At 68.0% G+C, this 18,164-nt stretch carries 18 protein-coding genes and 2 riboswitches; of the genes, 13 read left to right on the forward strand and 5 right to left on the reverse strand.

What is annotated here, in order from left to right; translation table 11 throughout:
- Window positions 1–60: 60 nt before the first annotated feature.
- On the forward strand, window positions 61–687 hold the full coding sequence (locus SNE35_RS23300; RefSeq protein WP_320425422.1) for a MarR family winged helix-turn-helix transcriptional regulator: 627 nt from the start codon (window positions 61–63) through the stop codon (window positions 685–687).
- Here the strand turns inward: SNE35_RS23300 and SNE35_RS23305 are convergent.
- The 5 genes from SNE35_RS23305 to SNE35_RS23325 all read right to left on the reverse strand — a co-directional run bounded on the left by SNE35_RS23305 (window position 602) and on the right by SNE35_RS23325 (window position 5,426).
- The gene (locus SNE35_RS23305; protein WP_320425423.1) at window positions 602–1,228 is read right to left on the reverse strand and encodes an ATPase; all 627 of its coding nucleotides are present in this window, start codon (window positions 1,226–1,228) and stop codon (window positions 602–604) included. The genes SNE35_RS23300 and SNE35_RS23305 overlap by 86 nt on opposite strands.
- A gap of 34 nt (window positions 1,229–1,262) precedes the next feature.
- The gene (locus SNE35_RS23310; RefSeq protein WP_320425424.1) at window positions 1,263–1,613 is read right to left on the reverse strand and encodes a type II toxin-antitoxin system prevent-host-death family antitoxin; all 351 of its coding nucleotides are present in this window, start codon (window positions 1,611–1,613) and stop codon (window positions 1,263–1,265) included.
- A gap of 221 nt (window positions 1,614–1,834) precedes the next feature.
- Window positions 1,835–3,355, reverse strand: a complete 1,521-nt coding sequence (locus SNE35_RS23315; RefSeq protein WP_320425425.1) for a DegQ family serine endoprotease — start codon at window positions 3,353–3,355, stop codon at window positions 1,835–1,837.
- A gap of 104 nt (window positions 3,356–3,459) precedes the next feature.
- The gene (locus SNE35_RS23320) at window positions 3,460–4,770 is read right to left on the reverse strand and encodes an ATP-binding protein (RefSeq protein ID WP_320425426.1); all 1,311 of its coding nucleotides are present in this window, start codon (window positions 4,768–4,770) and stop codon (window positions 3,460–3,462) included.
- Entirely contained in the window at window positions 4,767–5,426 is a 660-nt protein-coding gene (locus tag SNE35_RS23325) for a response regulator transcription factor (protein ID WP_320425427.1), read from the reverse strand. Before SNE35_RS23325 ends, SNE35_RS23320 begins: the two co-directional genes overlap by 4 nt.
- A 53-nt stretch (window positions 5,427–5,479) precedes the next feature.
- Window positions 5,480–5,588, forward strand: a riboswitch (glycine riboswitch).
- Between the two features lie 8 nt (window positions 5,589–5,596).
- Window positions 5,597–5,707: riboswitch (glycine riboswitch) on the forward strand.
- A 26-nt stretch (window positions 5,708–5,733) separates the two neighbouring features.
- Between SNE35_RS23325 and gcvT the strand changes: the two genes are divergently transcribed.
- The 12 genes from gcvT (at window position 5,734) to SNE35_RS23385 (ending at window position 18,138) form a co-directional block, all read left to right on the forward strand.
- Window positions 5,734–6,852: a glycine cleavage system aminomethyltransferase GcvT gene (gene gcvT / locus SNE35_RS23330; protein WP_320425428.1), complete on the forward strand. Its 1,119-nt coding sequence runs from the start codon at window positions 5,734–5,736 to the stop codon at window positions 6,850–6,852.
- A 33-nt stretch (window positions 6,853–6,885) separates the two neighbouring features.
- Window positions 6,886–7,263: a glycine cleavage system protein GcvH gene (gcvH, locus tag SNE35_RS23335; RefSeq protein WP_320425429.1), complete on the forward strand. Its 378-nt coding sequence runs from the start codon at window positions 6,886–6,888 to the stop codon at window positions 7,261–7,263.
- An 18-nt stretch (window positions 7,264–7,281) separates the two neighbouring features.
- Complete coding sequence (gene gcvP, locus SNE35_RS23340) at window positions 7,282–10,155, forward strand: aminomethyl-transferring glycine dehydrogenase (RefSeq protein WP_320425430.1); 2,874 nt, start codon at window positions 7,282–7,284, stop codon at window positions 10,153–10,155.
- Between the two features lie 7 nt (window positions 10,156–10,162).
- Entirely contained in the window at window positions 10,163–11,551 is a 1,389-nt protein-coding gene (locus SNE35_RS23345; RefSeq protein ID WP_320425431.1) for an L-serine ammonia-lyase, read from the forward strand.
- 52 nt (window positions 11,552–11,603) lie between these two features.
- Complete coding sequence (locus tag SNE35_RS23350) at window positions 11,604–12,077, forward strand: helix-turn-helix domain-containing protein (RefSeq protein WP_320425432.1); 474 nt, start codon at window positions 11,604–11,606, stop codon at window positions 12,075–12,077.
- Window positions 12,070–12,780 (forward strand): nucleotidyl transferase AbiEii/AbiGii toxin family protein, encoded by a 711-nt coding sequence (locus SNE35_RS23355; protein WP_320425433.1) that lies wholly within the window; start codon window positions 12,070–12,072, stop codon window positions 12,778–12,780. The genes SNE35_RS23350 and SNE35_RS23355 overlap by 8 nt, the downstream gene beginning before the upstream one ends.
- Window positions 12,781–12,830: 50 nt before the next feature.
- Window positions 12,831–13,694, forward strand: coding sequence for an alpha/beta hydrolase (locus SNE35_RS23360; protein WP_320425434.1), 864 nt, complete (start codon window positions 12,831–12,833; stop codon window positions 13,692–13,694).
- Window positions 13,695–13,719: 25 nt separating this feature from the next.
- Window positions 13,720–13,914: a YqaE/Pmp3 family membrane protein gene (locus SNE35_RS23365; protein ID WP_320425435.1), complete on the forward strand. Its 195-nt coding sequence runs from the start codon at window positions 13,720–13,722 to the stop codon at window positions 13,912–13,914.
- Window positions 13,915–14,083: 169 nt separating this feature from the next.
- Complete coding sequence (locus tag SNE35_RS23370; RefSeq protein ID WP_320425745.1) at window positions 14,084–15,358, forward strand: ABC transporter substrate-binding protein; 1,275 nt, start codon at window positions 14,084–14,086, stop codon at window positions 15,356–15,358.
- A 7-nt stretch (window positions 15,359–15,365) separates the two neighbouring features.
- The gene (locus tag SNE35_RS23375; protein WP_320425436.1) at window positions 15,366–16,283 is read left to right on the forward strand and encodes a carbohydrate ABC transporter permease; all 918 of its coding nucleotides are present in this window, start codon (window positions 15,366–15,368) and stop codon (window positions 16,281–16,283) included.
- On the forward strand, window positions 16,280–17,119 hold the full coding sequence (locus SNE35_RS23380; RefSeq protein ID WP_320425437.1) for a carbohydrate ABC transporter permease: 840 nt from the start codon (window positions 16,280–16,282) through the stop codon (window positions 17,117–17,119). The genes SNE35_RS23375 and SNE35_RS23380 overlap by 4 nt, the downstream gene beginning before the upstream one ends.
- Window positions 17,119–18,138, forward strand: coding sequence for an ABC transporter ATP-binding protein (locus SNE35_RS23385; protein ID WP_320425438.1), 1,020 nt, complete (start codon window positions 17,119–17,121; stop codon window positions 18,136–18,138). Before SNE35_RS23380 ends, SNE35_RS23385 begins: the two co-directional genes overlap by 1 nt.
- The last annotated feature ends 26 nt before the right edge of the window (window positions 18,139–18,164 follow it).

Raw genomic sequence — 18,164 nt, forward strand, 5'->3', positions numbered from 1 at the left:
TGCTGGCGCTCAGGCGCGCTGTCGGAATCTCGTCAGGCCTCTCCGAATATCATCCGCCGCATGAAGAGGACGACCGCCCAGGCCATCGCCGCCGACGCCCAGCTGGAAGAGGACGCACGCGCCGTGCGGGTGCTGCTGCAGTTCCGCCAGATCTTCAATGCCGTGAAGACGCATTTCCAGCATGTCGAATCCAGCGTGGGCCTGGGCGGCGCGCAGCTGTGGGCCCTGGGCGTGATCCGCGATACGCCGGGCATCGGCACCAGCGGCGTGGCGGAGCGGCTGAACATCCATCAGTCGACCGCCAGCAACCTGCTGGGCGCGCTGGTCGAGCGCAAGCTGGTCGTGGGCAAGAAGGACGACGGCGACAAGCGCGCCGTGCGCTGGCGCCTGCTGCCGGCCGGCACGGCCGTGCTCAAGCAGAGCCCCGGACCGTTCACCGGCGTGCTGCCGCAGGCTTTGGGCGAGCTGGACGAGAAGGTGCTCGAACGGCTGGAGAAGGATCTGAAGCAGTTGCTGAAGGCGCTCGGCGGCGCGGATGCGCGGGCCGCGAAGACGCCGCTGTCAGGCATGCTGTCCGCGGCGCAGCCCGCGACAAGGGCCGCTACTTTCGCTTCATCAGCCGCAAGGCCTGCATCACCACCGGCTTCGCCCAGGCCGGCACGTCAGCCGGTGCGATCATCTCGGTGATCTCGTAGCCCTTGCGCATGCGCAGCACCAGGCGCGGCCGCGGGGCCAGGCCGCGCTGTGGATCGCTCTCGACGCTGTTGTCGAACACGGCCAGGGTCCACAGGTGGGGCATCAGTTCCACCAGGTTCTGCAGGCTGGACAGGTAGCGCTGCCGGATCTTGGCCTCCGCCACCTGCTGGCCGCCGCTGCGAACGCGCTCCAGGTGCAGCTCCGGCGTCGCCAGCCCGGCGAACCAGACGTTGATTTCGGCCCCGGCCCGGGCGCCGCTCATCAGCAGCGAGGCCAGCGTGTGGGCGGCTAGCGTGGTCTCGAAGAAGAACTGCTCACCGCTTGAAAGCGCCCGCTCCAGCCCGCGGCGCCCCAGTTCACCGGCCTGCGCGCCAGCCTCCTCGTGGCTCAGATCGGGATTGCCCGCCTGCAGCTCGCGGGCCTGCTCATCGGGGTCGTAGAAGCTCACGCCATGCTGCAGCAGGCTGGCGCCGCCGATGCTGCTCTTGCCGGCACCATCGACACCACTCAACACGAAGATGCGGGCAGGCACGGCAGCGGTCTCGATGAGGGCGCCGAGCGGGCGCTCAGGCCTTGGGCCGGCTTTTCTGCGCCGCGAGCTGGGCATTACGGCCCAGCGCCTCGCCGTCCAGGGCGAAGACCGACGAGACGCCGTCCAGCGGCTCACTGCCCTGCATCGCGCGGTACAGCTGCTCGAACTCCTGGCTCAGCCGGCCCAGGCTCGGCCGGCTGGCCTCCTGCAGATGCAGGTAGCGCTCCAGCGTCATCAGCACCATCTCGGGCTTGTTGTGCGAGGTGATGACCACCTCGCCCTGCGCCGCCACCGCACGGCTCACGCGCGGCAGCTCGCTCGCCAGTTCCGTGCGCGTGAACGGCAGCAGACGAGCACTGCGGTGCTCGTCCAGCGCCAGATCCATTGAAGACATCTCCAGGGCCATAAGCCGCTACCCCCGCTGCTGCCGCGGCTTCGCGCCACGATCTCCCTTTCGGATATTAGGCGATCCACATGACGGCAAGGGGTTCGGCGCCAGGCGCGGCGAGAGGTGCGTCCCTGCGGGTGAGGATAAAAAAGGGGCCGGTTTCCCGGCCCCAGGTCACGTCATCGTGAAGAGGAAACATCAATCCATCGGAACCGGCATCAGCCCAGGCGCACCGGCAGGAAGATCTTGTCGCGGCCGCGCAGCACCAGCAGTGCCACCGACTTATCGGCACCGGCGACGACCTTCTGCACCTGCTCGACCGAGTTGACCGGCGTGCCGTTGACGGCCAGCAGCACGTCGCCCGGCTGCACGCCGGCGCGCGCCGCGGCGCCGGCCACGTCCTCGATCACCAGGCCTTCCTTCAGGCCGCTGGCACTCTTCTCCTGGCTCTGCAGTGGGCGCAGCGCCAGGCCCAGCTTGCCGCCGGACGGGCCGCTCTCGTTGCTGGCGACGACGGCCGCCTTGTCGTTGGCATCACCCAGCTTGGCGGTCACCGTCTCGCGCTTGCCCTGGCGCCAGATCTCCAGCGTCGCCTTGTCGCCGGGGGCCGCCTGGCCCAGCAGGGCCGGCAGGTCGGTGGAGGCGACGATCGGTGTGCCGTTGTACTTCAGCACCACGTCGCCGGACTTCAGGCCCGCCTTCGCGGCCGGGCTGCCGTCTTCCACGCTCGCCACCAGCGCGCCGGCCGGGGAATCGAGCTTGAACGAGTCGGCGAAGCTCTGGTTCACGTCCTGGATGGTCACGCCGAGCCGCGCATGCTGCACCTTGCCGGTGGCCACGATCTGGTTCTTGACGCGTTGCGCCAGGTCGATCGGGATCGCGAACGAGATGCCCTGGTAGCCGCCGGTCTGGCTGAAGATCTGCGAGTTGATGCCCACGACCTCGCCGCGTGCATTGAACAGCGGACCACCGGAGTTGCCGGGGTTCACCGCCACGTCGGTCTGGATGAAGGGCACGAAGTTCTCGCCCGGCAGCGGGCGGCCCTTGGCGCTGACGACGCCGGCCGTCACGCTGTTCTCGAAGCCGAAGGGCGAGCCGATCGCCAGCACCCATTCGCCGACGCGCAGGTCCTTGGTGTCTCCGAGCTTGACGACCGGCAGGTTCTTCGCCTCGATCTTGATGACGGCGACGTCGGTCTGCGGATCGGAGCCCAGCACCTTGGCCTTGAACTCGCGGCGGTCGGTCAGCTTGACGATCACCTCAGACGAATCGCGCACCACGTGGGCGTTGGTCAGAATCACGCCGTCGGCGCTGACGATGAAGCCGGAGCCCTGGCCGTGCGTCGGCTGCTGCGAGCCGTCCTGGCCCCCCGGCATGCCCGGCACGCCGCCGAAGCGGCGGAAGAACTGGTAGAACGGATCGTCGGGGTCGACCTGCGGCATGGCCTGCGTGCGGCGCGAGGTCTTGACGTTTCCGGTGACGCTGATGTTGACGACGGCCGGGCCGTACTGCGCGGTCAGCGAGGCGAAGTCGGGCATCGCCACGGTGCCGATCGGCGCGGCCGGGGCCGGGGCGGCGGCGATGACCGCAGGCGTGGCGGCCGGCACCGTGGTGGCCGTGGCTGCAGCGGTCTTGGTCAGCGTGGCCGCGGCAATCGCGCCGCCACCAACGCCGATGGCGCCCGCGGCCGCCAGGGCCCAGACGAGGCGCTTGGCGGGAATCATTGTTTCGATAGCCATCTTGGTCGCTCCTTGCGTTGAATCTGTGGGTTACGGCAACCCGTGAGCCAACTATGGAAGTCGAGACTTAGACCGCTCTTAACGACGACTTAGCGTCGGCTTAATCAGGCCAGCGGCAGCCGCACGTCGACGCGCAGGCCGCCCAGGGTCTGCGAGCGGTCGAGCGTCAAGGTCGCGCCATGCCGGTCGGCGATGGACTTGACGATGGCCAGCCCCAGGCCGCTGCCGGTGACGGCCGTGCCCTGCGTGCTGGCGCTGCGGTAGAAGCGATCGAACACGCGGGCGCGCTCGTCCTCGCGGATGCCGGGCCCGCTGTCCTCGACGACCAGCCGCGCTGCGCCGCCTTCGGCCCGCAGGCTCACGTCGACCCGGCCGCCCGATGGCGTGTACTTGATCGCGTTGTCGAGCAGGTTGCGCACCAGCACGCGCAGCGCATCGGCGCGGCCGCGCACCTGCAGCTCGTCCGCATGCACGAGGCCGATGTCGATCTCGCGCGCCTGCGCCGTGGCGGCCTGCTCGCCCATCACCTGCCGCACCAGCGCCTGCAGGTCGAGCGCCTGCGGCTCGGTGAGCGCGGCCTCCTGGCGCGCCAGCAGCAGCAGCTGCTCGACCAGATGCGTCGCCCGCTCGATGCCGGCGGCCAGCCGCCCCTGCACCAGCGCGCGGGTCGGCTCGTCGGCGGCGCGCTGCAGCGCCTGCACCTGCAGCTTCAGCGCGGTCAGCGGCGAGCGCAACTCGTGGGCCGCATCGGCGACGAAGTTGCGCTGCAGCTCGAAGGACTGCTGGACGCGCCCGAGCAGCGAATTGAGTTCGTGGACCATCGGCCGGATCTCGGCCGGCAGGTCGTCTTCGCCGACCGGCGCCAGGTCGGCCGCCGCGCGGCGCGAGAGCTGCCGCCGCACCCGCTCGACCGGCGCCAGCGAGCGGCTGACCACCCAGCCGATGACCAGCATCAGCACCGGCAGCATCAGCGCGATCGGCGTCACCGTGCGCCAGGCCAGCCGGCTCGCCAGGCGCTGGCGCACCGCCAGGTCCTGCGCCACCTGCAACACCTCGCGCCCGCTCTGCACCGAGAGCACGCGGTACTCGGTGCCGTTGGCCCGCACATTGGTGAAGCCGAGCACCGCCCGCTGCGGCAGCGGCGTGCCTGAGTGGAAGAGCTGGATGCCTTCGCTCGTCCAGGCCTGGATGATCAGCTCCAGCTCGCGCGGCATCACGACCTGGCGGCCCTGGTCGCCCGTCAGCGACAGCGCCATCTGCTGCATCTGGTAGTCGAAGATCTGGTCCGCCTCCTCCAGCGCCGTGCGGTAGGCGCTGATGCCTTGCAGCAGGCCGGCCAGGCAGATCGCGCCGATCAGCAGCAGCATCAGGCGCCGCCGCAGCGAGGGCGCCTGCGCCCAGCGCGCCAGGCTCATTGCTTCGGGACCATATAGCCCAGGCCGCGCACGTTCTGGATCAGCGCCGCGCCGAGCTTCTTGCGCAGGCCGTGCACATAGACCTCCACCGCGTTGGAGCTGATCTCATCCTTCCAGCCGTAGAGCTTCTCTTCCAGTTGCTGGCGCGACAGCACCAGGCCCGGCCGGGCGATCAGCGGCTCCAGCACCGCCCACTCGCGCGCCGACAGGTTGACCGGCTGGCCGTTCACCGTGGCCTCGTGCGTGGCGGGGTTGATGGTGACGCCCATGTGCTCGTAGACCGGCTCGGCGCGGCCCTGGGCGCGGCGCAGCAGCGCGCGGATGCGGGCCAGCAGTTCGTCCAGCTCGAAGGGCTTGAGCACGTAGTCGTCCGCACCGGCGTCCAGGCCCATGACGCGCTGCTCCAGCGCATCGCGCGCGGTGGCGATCAGCACCGGCATGCGCTGCTTGCGGGCGCGCAGCGCCTTGAGCACGGCCATGCCGTCGAGCCGGGGCAGGCCCAGGTCCAGCAGCACGAGGTCGTAGTTCTGGCCCTGCAGCGCGGTGTCGGCCATCTCGCCGTCACGCACCCAGTCGACCGCGTAGCCCTCGGCGCGCAGCAGGTCGAGCAATTGCTCGCCGATCATCGGGTCATCTTCGACGAGGAGGATTCTCATGAGGGAAATTCTGTTCGGAGGGTCTTAGTTTGACCTTAAAAGGCTGGCTACAATCCGCGCCGTCAGGAGAGAGTGTCCCCCAGGGACGCCGCCGAAGGCGCAGTGGATGGGTCGTCGAAAACCCGCCCATGAACGCTCAGGCAAAAGGACTGGCAAGACGCCGGAACACGGCGTTCCTCACTGGAGAGAGGCGGGCCCCGGAGCCCGTCCACCGAAGGGGCAAGCTGCCGGCCTGATCGCCGATGGCCAATCTCTCAGGTAAAGCGGACAGTGGGGGCATCCAAACACGCACACTTGGAGCCCCGTCATGTCCGCCGAAATCCTCCTCAAGACCCCGCTGCACGCACTGCACCTCGAACTCGGCGCCAAGATGGTTCCGTTCGCCGGCTACGACATGCCGGTGCAGTACCCGGCCGGCGTGATGGCCGAACACAAGCACACCCGCGCCGCCGCCGGCCTGTTCGATGTCTCGCACATGGGCCAGGTGCGCCTGGTGGGCGACGCCGCTGCCGCCGCGCTGGAGACGATGGTGCCGGTCGACGTGATCGACCTGGGCGTGTTCAAGCAGCGCTACGCGCTGTTCCTGGACGACAAGGGCGGCATCCTGGATGACCTGATGATCTGCCGCCGGCCGGACGACCTGTTCGTCGTCGTCAACGCCGGTTGCAAGGACCAGGACATCGCGCTGATGCAGAGCAGGATCGGCGACAAGTGCACCGTCCAGCCGCTGCCCGAGCGCGCGCTGCTGGCGCTGCAGGGCCCGCAGGCCGTCACCGCTCTCGCCCGCCTGAATCCCGAAGTCGCCAAGCTGACCTTCATGACCGGCGGCTTCTTCAATCTCGACGGCATCGACGTCTTCCTGACCCGCTCCGGCTACACCGGCGAGGACGGCTACGAGATCTCGGTCCATGCCGACCAGTCCATCGAGCTCGCCCGCAAGCTGCTGGCGCAACCCGAAGTCAAGCCGATCGGCCTGGGCGCGCGCGACTCGCTGCGCCTGGAAGCCGGCCTGTGCCTGTACGGCCATGACATCGACACCGGCACCACGCCGGTCGAGGCCTCGCTGACATGGGCGATCCAGAAGGTGCGCCGCGCCGGTGGTGCGCGGGCCGGTGGCTACCCGGGCGCGGCGGTCGTCGACCAGCAGCTGGCCGAAGGCGCGGCGAAGAAGCGCGTCGGCCTCGTCGGCAGCGAGCGCATGCCGGTGCGCGAAGGCGCGAAGCTGGTCGACGAGAACGGCACCGAGCTGGGTGTCGTCACCAGCGGTACCCTCGGCCCCACCGTCAACAAGCCGGTGGCACTCGCCTACCTGGCCAAGAGCCATGCGGCGGTCGGCACCCAGGTCTGGGCGGTCGTGCGGGACAAGCGCACGCCGATGACCGTCAGCAGCACCCCTTTCACCCCCAACGGCTATTTCCGCGGCTGAGCGGCTAACCCTCAACATCAACGGAGCGACACCATGAGCAACATCAAATACACCGCCGACCACGAATGGGTCCGCATCGAAGGCGACGGCACCGCCACCGTCGGCATCACCGTGCACGCGCAGGACGCGCTGGGCGACGTGGTTTTCGTCGACCTGCCCGAAGTCGGCAAGTCATTTGCCGAGAAGGAAGTGGCCGGTGTCGTCGAATCGGTGAAGGCCGCGGCCGACGTCTACATGCCGGTGGACGGCGAGATCACCGAAGTGAACGAAGCGCTGCGCGACGACCCCTCGCTCGCCAACAGCGACCCGCTGGCCAGCGGCTGGTTCTTCAAGGTCAAGCTGAGCAATGCCGGCCAGCTGGACGCGCTGATGGACGCCACCGCCTACGACGAGCTGGTCAAGAACAGCTGATTTGCCCGGAAGAAGACCATGCTGATGTCTGCCCTGAAGCCGCTCGGCGAGCTTGAGAACGCCGCTGAATTCCACGCCCGCCACATCGGCCCCGATGCCGCCGATGAAGCCGGCATGCTGTCCGTGATCGGCCAGGCCTCGCGCCGCGCGCTGATCGAGGCCATCGTGCCCGCGAGCATCAAGCGCAGCGTCGGCATGACACTGCCCGCTGCCTGCACCGAGGCCGAGGCGCTGGCCGAGTTGCGCGCCGTCGCCGCCGGTAACAAGGTGCTGAAGAGCTGGATCGGCCAGGGCTATCACGGCACGCTGACACCCGGCGTGATCCTGCGCAACATCCTCGAGAACCCCGCCTGGTACACCGCCTACACGCCCTACCAGGCCGAGATCTCGCAGGGCCGCATGGAGGCACTGGTCAACTTCCAGACCATGGTGACCGACCTGACCGGCATGGCCATCGCCAATGCCTCGATGCTGGACGAAGCCACCGCCGCCGCCGAGGCGATGACCTTGGCCCGGCGCGTGGGCAAGAGCAAGTCCAAGGTCTTCTACGTGGCTGACGACGTGCTGCCGCAGACGCTGGAAGTGGTGCGCACCCGCGCCGAGCCGCTGGGCTTGAGCGTGGTCGTCGGCCCCGCCGCCGATGCCGGCAAGAGCGAATGCTTCGCCGCGCTGCTGCAGTACCCCGGCGTCACCGGCGTCGTGCGCGGCCTGAAGGCAATTGCCGATGCCGTCCACGCCCAAGGCGGCCTGCTGGTCGCAGCGGCCGACCTGCTGGCGCTGACCCTGATCCAGTCCCCTGGTGAGCAAGGTGCTGACATCTGCGTGGGCAACACCCAGCGCTTCGGCATGCCGATGGGCGCCGGCGGCCCGCATGCCGCCTACATGGCCTGCAAGGACGAGTACAAACGCAGCCTGCCGGGCCGCCTGGTGGGCGTCAGCGTGGACGTGCACGGCAACCCGGCCTACCGCCTCGCGCTGCAGACGCGCGAGCAGCACATCCGCCGCGAGAAGGCCACGTCGAACATCTGCACGGCGCAGGTGCTGCCGGCCGTGGTCGCCAGCATGTACGCGGTCTATCACGGCCCGCATGGCCTGAAGCGGATCGCGCAGCGCGTGGCCAGCTACACCGCCCTGCTGGCCCAGGCCCTGGGCGACACGCGTGCCAACAGCTTCGACACGCTGGAGGTGCAGACCGGCGACAAGACCGACGCGACGCTGGCCGCCGCCGTGGCCGCCGGCATGAACTTCCGCCGCGCCTCGGCGCAGAGCGTCTCGATCTCGCTGGACGAGACGACGACCCGCGCCGACCTGGCCGCCATCGCTGCGGTGTTCGGCAAGAGCGTCGATTTTGCCGCGGCCGGTAAGGGCATCGCTTCGCTGATCCCGGCCGAGCTGGTTCGCACCTCCGCGTACCTGACGCACCCGGTCTTCAATACGCACCACTCGGAAACCGAGATGCTGCGCTACATCCGCTCGCTGTCGGACAAGGACCTGGCGCTGGACCGCAGCATGATCCCGCTGGGCTCCTGCACGATGAAGCTCAACGCGACCAGCGAGATGATCCCTATCACCTGGCCCGAGTTCGCCGGCGTGCACCCGTTCGCGCCGCAGGATCAGCTGGCCGGCTACACGCTGCTGAACGAACAGCTCACCGCATGGCTGTGCCAGGCCACGGGCTATGCCGGCATCAGCCTGCAGCCCAACGCCGGCTCGCAGGGCGAGTACGCGGGCCTGCTCGCCATCAAGGCCTGGCATGAGTCCCGCGGCGAAGCCCATCGCAAGATCTGCCTGATCCCGGAATCGGCCCACGGCACGAACCCGGCCTCGGCCCAGATGGTGGGCATGAGCGTCGTCGTCACCAAGTGCGACAAGGAAGGCAATATCGACCTCGCCGACCTGGAAGCCAAGTGCAAGCAGCACGCCGCTAACCTGGCCGCCATCATGATCACCTACCCCTCCACCTACGGCGTGTTCGACACGCAGGTGAAGGAGATCTGCGCGATGGTCAAGGCCCACGGCGGCCGCGTCTACGTGGACGGCGCGAACATGAACGCGCTGGTCGGCGTGGCCGCGCCGGGCGAGTTCGGCGGCGACGTGAGCCACCTGAACCTGCACAAGACCTTCTGCATCCCGCACGGCGGTGGCGGCCCGGGCGTCGGCCCGGTCTGCGTGGTGGAGGACCTCGTGCCCTTCCTGCCGGCGCACCGCTCGGCGGGCCTGGGTGCCAAGACGAACATCGGCGCCGTTTCGGCCGCGCCGCTGGGCAATGCGGCCGTGTTGCCGATCAGCTGGATGTACGTCCGCATGATGGGCGCGGACGGCCTGACCGCCGCGACCGAGACCGCGATCCTGTCGGCCAACTACGTGGCCGCGCGCCTGTCGGACGCCTACGACATCCACTTCAGCGGCAACATCGAAGGCGTCAAGGGCGGCGGCGTGGCCCATGAGTGCATCCTGGACCTGCGTCCGCTGAAGGACAGCTCCGGCGTCTCCGCCGAAGACGTCGCCAAGCGCCTGATCGACTACGGCTTCCATGCGCCGACCCTGTCCTTCCCGGTGGCCGGCACCTTGATGGTGGAGCCGACCGAGAGCGAGTCCAAGTACGAGCTGGACCGCTTCTGCGACGCGATGCTGCAGATCCGCGAGGAGATCGCCAAGGTCGAGAGCGGCGAGTGGAGCCGCGAAGACAACCCGCTGCTGAACGCGCCGCACACGGCCGAGTCGCTGCTGAAGACCGAGTGGACCCATGGCTACTCGCGCGAGGATGCTGCCTACCCAGTGGCCTCGCTGCGCCGCGCCAAGTACTGGAGCCCGGTCGGCCGCGTAGACAACGTCTACGGCGATCGCAACCTGTTCTGTTCTTGTGTGCCCCTGAGCGACTACGCGGAGTAACAAGCTCATGGCCGTCTCTGTCTTCGACCTCTTCAAGATCGGCATCGGTCCGTCCAGCTCGCACACCGTCGGGCCGATGCGGGCGGCGCGGCTGTTCGTCCAGAAGCTGAAGCACGACGGCCTGCTGGAAGGGACGACCCGCGTCGTCTCCCAGCTCTACGGCTCACTCGGCGCCACCGGCAAGGGCCACGGCAGCGACAAGGCGGTGCTGCTGGGCCTGGCCGGCCACGAGCCGGACACGGTGGACGTCGAGCAGATCAAGGCCTACCTCGGCGCCATCCGCGCCGGCAAGCTGAGCCTGCTCGGCGAGCACCCGATCGAGTTCAGCGAAGCGAAGGACCTCACCTTCTTCCGCCGCCAGAGCCTGCCGCTGCATGCCAACGGCATGAAGTTCATCGCCTACGACGCAGCCGGCGAGGTGCTGTCCGACAAGACCTTCTACTCGGTGGGAGGCGGCTTCGTCGTCAGCGAGGAAGTGCTGGCCGATGGCTCCAAGCAGAAGGTGATCGCGCCAGATGCGACGGTGCTGCCCTACCCCTTCAAGAGCGGCGACGAACTGCTGGCCCTGACGCAGCGCTACGGCATCAGCATCGCCGAGGTGATGCGCCGCAACGAGGGTCACTGGCGGCCCGATGTCGAGACGCGTGCGGGCCTGCTGAAAATCTGGCGGGTGATGCAGGACTGCGTCGTCCGCGGCTGCGGGACCGAAGGCATCCTGCCCGGCGGCTTCAAGGTCAAGCGCCGCGCACCGCAGTTGCATCGCGACCTGACGGCCAACCCCGAGGCCGCGCTGCGCGATCCGCTGCAGGTGATGGACTGGGTGAACCTCTACGCGCTGGCCGTCAACGAAGAGAACGCCGCCGGCGGCCGCGTCGTCACCGCGCCAACCAACGGCGCCGCCGGCATCATCCCGGCCGTGCTGCACTACTACACCCGCTTCGTGCACGGCTCGAACGAAGACGGCGTGATCGACTTCCTGCTCACCGCCGCCGCCATCGGCATCCTCTACAAGGAAAACGCCAGCATCAGCGGCGCCGAGGTCGGCTGCCAGGGCGAAGTCGGCGTCGCCTGCTCGATGGCCGCCGCCGCGCTGTGCCAGGTGATGGGCGGCTCACCCGCCCAGGTCGAGAACGCCGCCGAGATCGGCATGGAACACCACCTGGGCCTCACCTGCGACCCGGTCGGCGGCCTCGTGCAGATCCCCTGCATCGAGCGCAACGCCATCGCCTCCGTGAAGGCCATCAACGCCGCCCGCATGGCACTGCGCGGCGACGGCACCCACTTCGTCAGCCTCGACAAAGTCATCAAGACGATGCGCGACACCGGCGCGGACATGATGACCAAGTACAAGGAAACGGCGCGCGGGGGCTTGGCCGTCAACATCGTCGAGTGCTGAATTCGTAGCTCATTTTGCGCATTCAACGCCGAATGCCTAGAATGAGCTACATATGCCAGCCCAAGCCCCTCCCCTCGGCGATGCTCTGCTGAAAGCGCTTCAAGCGCTCGGCGCCGAGTTGCGCCTGCGGCGCGAGCGCCTGGGCATCACCGCGATGGCGGCGGCGGAGTCCGCCGGCATGTCCCGCTGGAGCTGGGCGCGGATCGAGGCTGGCGAGCCCTCCGTGACGATGGGCGCCTACCTGGGCGCGGCGCAGGCCTTGGGGCTCGAGTTGCACTGGCTCGATCCGAATGCAGCGGCCCCACAGCCGGTGCCAGAGATCGCCTCGGTGCGGATCGATCGCTATCCGCAGTTGCAGCGCCTGGCGTGGCAACAAGCCGGCACGACGGAGCTGACGGCACAAGAGGCTTTGGCCGTCTACGAACGCAACTGGCGGCACATCGACCAGGCCAAGCTGGAGCCGCGCGAGCGCGAACTGATCGACACGCTGACGAAGGCCGTCGGCGGAGGGCGGCCTCTTGTTTGAACGCCCCCACCATCGCCGCATCGCCAGCGTGCTCGAGCGGCTTGACGGGCAACTGCTGACCGACAGCGAATGCTGGTTCGGCGGCGGCACGGCGATGGCGCTGCGTTACGGCGAATACCGCGAATCGGTGGACATCGATTTCCTGGTCTCGAAGCTTGAAGGCTACCGTCAACTGCGCCAGAGACTGACCGGGCCCGGCGGCATCGCAGCGATCTGCCGCAACGGCGTGCCGGCACTCGAACAGGCCCGCGAGATCCGGGCCGACCAGTACGGCATCCGCACGATGCTGCGCGTCGACGAGGTCAACATCAAGTTCGAGATCGTGCTGGAGGGCCGCATCGAGTTCGAGCCGTCGCAATCCAGCGATGCGATCTGCGGTGTTTCCACGCTGACGCCGCTCGACATGCTCGCCAGCAAGCTGCTCGCCAACTCCGATCGCTGGCTCGACGACGCCGTGCAGAGCCGCGACCTGATCGACATGGCGATGATGGCGCCGGCAAAGCCGTTGCTGCTGCACGCGCTGGCCAAGGCCGAGACCGCCTACGGCGCCAGCGCGAAAGTCGACCTCGGCCGCGCAGTCCAGATGCTGAAAGACCGCCCGCAACGCCTGGACCAATGCATGACGGCGCTGTCGATGGATCGCACGCCGAAGGCATTGCTCTGGTCCCGCATCCGCGACCTGGCCAAGCGCGGCGGGCTCTGATGCGGCGGCGCTGGCCCAGGCTTCTTGCACCCGCAGCACTGGCGCTTGCAGTGCTACTTCTCACTGCGTTGTGGCTGATCGGCAGTCAACTCAGCGCACCGGCTCGCAACACCATCGGGGAAGCACCCGCAGCGCTGCATGCCGAGTCGATCGTGATCCAGACCGACGCTGGCGACGCCGTGCGCGGCTGGTTCAGCGCGGGTCGCGCCGGCCAAGGTGGCGTGCTTCTGCTGCATGGCGTCCGTGGCAATCGACGCGAGATGCTGGGCCGGGCGCTGTGGCTGCACGAAGGCGGCTATGCGGTGATGCTGATCGATCTGCCAGCCCACGGCGAGAGCGGTGGCGAGCAGATCACCTATGGCCTGAACGAAGGGGCCGCCGTGCGCGCCGCACTGGCCGAACTGCGCAGGCGCGCGCCGGGTGAGCGGGTCGGCGTGATCGGTGTGTCGCTCGGCGCCGCTGCGCTGGTACTGGGTCATCCGCAGCCGGCGCCCGACGCTGCGGTGCTCGAATCGATGTTCCCAACGATCGAGGACGCCGTCGCTGATCGCCTGGCCCTGCACGTCGGCGAGTGGGCGCGGCCGGCGGCGCCTGCACTGCTGCTGCAATTGCCCTTGCGACTGCATGTCGAGCCCTCGCAGTTGCGCCCGATCGAACACATCGCGGCGTTGCACTGCCCCTTGCTGCTGATCGCCGGTGATCAGGACCAACACACGCGGCTGGTCGAATCGCAGAAGCTGTTCGCCACCGCCGTGGAGCCGAAGCAGTTGTGGATCGTGCCCGGTGCCGCGCACATCAACCTGCACGACTTCGACACGGCCGGCTATCAAGCAGGCGTGGGCGCCTTCCTCGCGGCGCATCTCCACCGCGCTAGCATCACACCGTCCGGCGCTGCCTCGGCGCCTTCACGATGATGCGCCACACCTGGAGACCGATCCCATGCGCCTGCTGATTGCCCTGATCCTCCCCTGGCTCACCTTCTTCACGATCGGCCGCCCGATCGCCGGTATCGTCTGCCTGGTCCTGCAGATCACCTTGATCGGATGGCTGCCGGCGACGATCTGGGCGGTTTATGCGCTGAGCCAGTACAACACCGACCGCAAGATCGAACAGGCACTGGGGCGCAAGGGCTGAAACGAGGGCTGAAACAAGAGCCCCGGGCCATCGAAGAGTTACCACCGAGTTACCGCCGAGATAACTCGTTATCCCCATGTCGTACGCCGCGGAGGCGGTGTTAACTTGCGCCGGCACGCTGGCGCGGGCTCACTGAATTCTCAGGAGCGCCGGCATGGGAGACAAGCACATGCAGCAGCACAAAAAGAAGCCGATCGTCGCCGTCTTGGCCGCCGTCCTCGCCGGCGCCGCCCTCACTTCGCTCGCCCCGCTCGCCTCGGCCGGCACACTGACAATCGAAAGCTGGCGCACCGACGACAAGGCCCTGTGGGAGGAGGTGCTGATCCCGGCCTTCGCCAAGAGCCACCCCGGCATCACGGTGAAGTTCTCGCCGACCGCGCCGCCCGAATACGACTCCGCGCTCAGCTCGCGGCTGATTGCAGGCACCGCAGGTGATCTCGTCACCTGCCGGCCCTTCGATGTCTCGCTAGACCTGTACAAGAAGGGCCGGCTCGAGAAGCTCAACGACCTGCCCGGCCTGCAGAAGAACTTCAGCGACGCCGCCAAGGTGGCCTGGCAAACCGACGACGGCAAGGACAGCTACTGCGTGCCGATGGCTTCGGTCATCCACGGCTTCTTCTACAACAAGAAGATCTTCGCCGAGCTGGGCCTGAAGCCGCCCAAGACCGAAGCCGAGTTCTTCGGCGCGCTGGACAAGATCAAGGCCGCCGGTAAGGTCGCGCCGCTGGCGCTGGGCACGGCCGACCAGTGGGAAAGCCACCAGATCGTGTTCACCAGCATCGGTGCGAACTACTGGCACGGCGAGGAAGGCCGCAAGGCGCTGATCGCCGGCACGAAGAAGTTCACCGATCCGGAGTTCGTCGACACCTGGGCGACGATGGCCAAGTGGGCGCCTTACCTGCCCAAGGGCTACCAGGCCGAGACCTACGGCGATTCGCAGAACCTGTTCGCCAGCGGCAAGGCGGCGATCTATCCGACGGGCTCGTGGGATATCAGCTACTTCCAGGCCAACGGAGCCGGCCTCGATTTCGGCGCCTTCCCGCCGCCGGTGCGCAAGGCCGGTGACGCCTGCTACATCTCCGACCACACCGACATCGGCATGGGCATCAACGCCGCGAGCAAGAACAAGGCGGATGCCAAGGTCTTCCTCGAATGGCTGGCCTCGCCGGAGTTCGCCGAGCTCTACACCAACAAGGTCACCGGCTTCTTCTCGCTGTCCAACAGCAAGCCCAAGGTGCAGAACGCGGTGGCGGCGGAGATGCTCTCCTGGCGGAACCAGTGCAAGTCCACGATCCGGCTGAACGCGCAGATCATGAACCGCGGCAAGCCGCCGATGGAGAACGAGATGTGGACCGTCGACTCCCAGGTGCTCAACGGCAAGATGACGCCGAAGGACGCTGCGGAGCGGATCCAGAGCGGCTTCGCCAAGTGGTACAAGAAGTAAACGCCCGGTGAAAACGCGCGCTGCCGGCTGGCAGCTTTTCGTCTTCCTCGCGCCGGCCGTGCTGATCTACGGCGCGTTCAGTGCCTGGCCGCTGATCGACACGCTGCGGCTGGGCCTCTACACCGCCGACGAGGCCGGCCACACCAGCTTCGCCGGCCTGGCCAACTTCCGCGCGCTGCTGACCGATCCGCAGTTGTCGGAGGCGTTCCGCAACGCCTTCGGCAACAACCTGCGCTTCTTCGTCATCCACATGCTGGTGCAGAACCCGGTAGCGCTGCTGCTGGCCGCGCTGCTGTCGCTGAAAGGCGTGCGCGGCGCGGCGGTCTATCGCACGGTGTTCTTCCTGCCGACGCTGCTGTCGGTGGTCATCATCGGCTTCAGCTGGCAGTTGATCCTCTCGCCGCTGTGGGGCGTGGCCGAGCGCGCGCTGGATCTCGTCGGGCTGAAGGACTCCTTCCAGCCCTGGCTGGGCCTGGAGGAGACGGCGCTGACGACACTGGCGCTGGTCTCGGTCTGGCAGTTCGTGGGCATCCCGCTGATGCTGATCTATGCCGCGCTGATCGCCATCCCGGAGGAAATCGTGGAGGCCGCCACGGTCGAGGGCGCGGGCCCCTGGCGGATCTTCTTCGAGCTGAAGCTGCCGCTGATCCTGCCGACCCTGGGCCTGGTGACGATCCTGACCTTCATCGGCAACTTCAATGCCTTCGACCTGATCTACGCGGTCAAGGGCGGCCTGGCCGGCCCCAACTACAGCACCGACATCCTCGGCACACTGTTCTACCGCACCTTCTTCGGCTACTACGTGCAGCCAGGCAACCCGCCGCTGGGCGCGGCGCTGGCGACCCTGATGTTCTTCGTGATCCTGGCCGGCGTCGGCGTCTACCTGTTCGCGGTGCAGCGGCGGCTGCGGCGGTTCGCGCTATGAAGCCGGCACTGCGCAAGGCGCCCGGCGCGCTGTTCATCCATCTGGTGCTGGGCGGCTACACGCTGCTGGTCATCAGCCCGATCCTGCTGGTGCTCGTCAACTCGCTGAAGAAGCGCGCCGCGATCTTCGATGATCCGCTGGCGCTGCCGAGCGCCGCAACGCTGAGCCTGGCCGGCTACACGAAGGTGCTGGGCAGCGCCTCGGTCTCGACCATGTTCTTCAACAGCCTGATCGTCACCGGCGTCTCGCTGCTGGCGATCCTGCTGTTCGCCTCAATGGCCGCCTGGGCGCTCACCGAGTACCGCTTCCCCGGCAACCGGCTGCTGGGCCTGTTCCTGGCCTTCGGCATCATGGTGCCGATCCGCCTGGGCTCGGTCTCGATCATGCAGACGATGGTGAGCCTGGGCCTGATCAACACGCTGACCGCGCTGGTGCTGGTCTACATCGCGCAGGGCCTGCCGCTGGCCGTGATGATCCTGTCGGAGTTCATGCACCAGGTTCCGGGCGAGCTGAAGGATGCGGCGCGCTGCGACGGCATCGGCGAGTTCAGCATCTTCTTCTTCGTCGTGCTGCCGCTGCTGCGGCCGGCGGTGGCCACCGTCGCCGTGTTCACGATGGTGCCGATCTGGAACGACCTCTGGTTCCCGCTGATCCTCGCGCCCGGCGAGAAGACACAGACGATCACGCTGGGCATCCAGCAGTTCATCGGCCAGTTCGCTACCGATTGGAACGCAGTGCTGGCGGCGCTGTCGCTGGCCGTGCTGCCGGTGCTGGTGGTCTACGCCCTCTTCTCCCGTCAGCTGATCCGCGGCGTCACTTCAGGCGCCCTCAAGTAATGGCCACCGTCCAACTGAAGAACGTCTCCAAGCGCTACGGCGCCACCGAGGTGCTGCGCGGCATCGACCTCGACATCGCCGATGGCGAGCTCGTCGTGCTGGTCGGCCCCAGCGGCTGCGGCAAGTCCACCTTGCTGCGCATGCTGTGCGGGCTGGAGGAGATCAGCGGCGGCGAGATCATCGTCGACGGCACGGTGGTCAACGACACGCCGCCGGCCGGGCGCGGCATCGCGATGGTGTTCCAGAGCTACGCGCTCTATCCGCACATGAGCGTGTTCCGCAACATGGCCTTCGGCCTGAAGATCCACGGCGCCGGGCGCGCGGAGCGTAAGCAGCGGGTGCATGAAGCCGCGAAGGCGCTGCAGATCGAGCACCTGCTGGACCGCCTGCCGCGCGAGCTCTCCGGCGGCCAGCGCCAGCGCGTGGCGATCGGCCGCGCGATCGTGCGCCAGCCCAAGCTGTTCCTGTTCGACGAGCCGCTGTCCAACCTCGACGCGGCACTGCGCGTGAAGACCCGCATCGAGCTGTCGCGCCTGCACCGCGAACTGGGCGCGACGATGGTCTACGTGACGCACGACCAGGTCGAGGCCATGACGCTGGGCGACAAGATCGTCGTGATGCACGAAGGCCGCATCCAGCAGGCCGGCACGCCGCTGGAGCTGTACCAACGACCGGCGAACCGCTTCGTGGCCAGCTTCATCGGCTCGCCGACGATCAACCTCTTACCCGGCACGCTGCTGCCCGACAGCGGCGCACACGAGATCGGCATCCGGCCGGAGCACCTGCAGCTCGCGGAGCCAGGCCGCGCGCCACCGGGCGGCCTGCACCTGCGCGGCGAGATCACACTGGTCGAGCAACTCGGCGAATCGCATCTCGTCTACCTGCGCAGCGAGCAGGGGCTGGAGCTGGTGATGCGCGGCACGGCCCAGACGGCGCTGCGCCCCGGCGAGGCGATCGAGGTCGTTGCGGCCGCTGATTCGCTGAGCTTCTTCGACACGGCGGGCCAGGCGCTTCGCTGAGGAAGACGCCAGCGAAACTCGGGCAT

Origin of the sequence: Roseateles agri, assembly GCF_034043675.1 — a bacterium.
Lineage (GTDB): Bacteria > Pseudomonadota > Gammaproteobacteria > Burkholderiales > Burkholderiaceae_C > KK5.

Excerpts from the sequence above, each read along its gene's own strand:
- SNE35_RS23370 (WP_320425745.1), top strand. The coding sequence starts at position 14,084 with ATGCAGCAGCACAAAAAGAAGCCGATCGTCGCCGTCTTGGCCGCCGTC.
- gcvT (WP_320425428.1), top strand. The coding sequence starts at position 5,734 with ATGTCCGCCGAAATCCTCCTCAAGACCCCGCTGCACGCACTGCACCTC.
- SNE35_RS23380 (WP_320425437.1), top strand. The coding sequence starts at position 16,280 with ATGAAGCCGGCACTGCGCAAGGCGCCCGGCGCGCTGTTCATCCATCTG.
- SNE35_RS23385 (WP_320425438.1), top strand. The coding sequence starts at position 17,119 with ATGGCCACCGTCCAACTGAAGAACGTCTCCAAGCGCTACGGCGCCACC.
- SNE35_RS23350 (WP_320425432.1), top strand. The coding sequence starts at position 11,604 with ATGCCAGCCCAAGCCCCTCCCCTCGGCGATGCTCTGCTGAAAGCGCTT.
- SNE35_RS23325 (WP_320425427.1), bottom strand. The coding sequence starts at position 5,426 with ATGAGAATCCTCCTCGTCGAAGATGACCCGATGATCGGCGAGCAATTG.
- SNE35_RS23365 (WP_320425435.1), top strand. The coding sequence starts at position 13,720 with ATGCGCCTGCTGATTGCCCTGATCCTCCCCTGGCTCACCTTCTTCACG.
- SNE35_RS23300 (WP_320425422.1), top strand. The coding sequence starts at position 61 with ATGAAGAGGACGACCGCCCAGGCCATCGCCGCCGACGCCCAGCTGGAA.
- SNE35_RS23345 (WP_320425431.1), top strand. The coding sequence starts at position 10,163 with ATGGCCGTCTCTGTCTTCGACCTCTTCAAGATCGGCATCGGTCCGTCC.
- SNE35_RS23315 (WP_320425425.1), bottom strand. The coding sequence starts at position 3,355 with ATGGCTATCGAAACAATGATTCCCGCCAAGCGCCTCGTCTGGGCCCTG.
- SNE35_RS23310 (WP_320425424.1), bottom strand. The coding sequence starts at position 1,613 with ATGGATCTGGCGCTGGACGAGCACCGCAGTGCTCGTCTGCTGCCGTTC.
- gcvH (WP_320425429.1), top strand. The coding sequence starts at position 6,886 with ATGAGCAACATCAAATACACCGCCGACCACGAATGGGTCCGCATCGAA.
- SNE35_RS23320 (WP_320425426.1), bottom strand. The coding sequence starts at position 4,770 with ATGAGCCTGGCGCGCTGGGCGCAGGCGCCCTCGCTGCGGCGGCGCCTG.
- gcvP (WP_320425430.1), top strand. The coding sequence starts at position 7,282 with ATGCTGATGTCTGCCCTGAAGCCGCTCGGCGAGCTTGAGAACGCCGCT.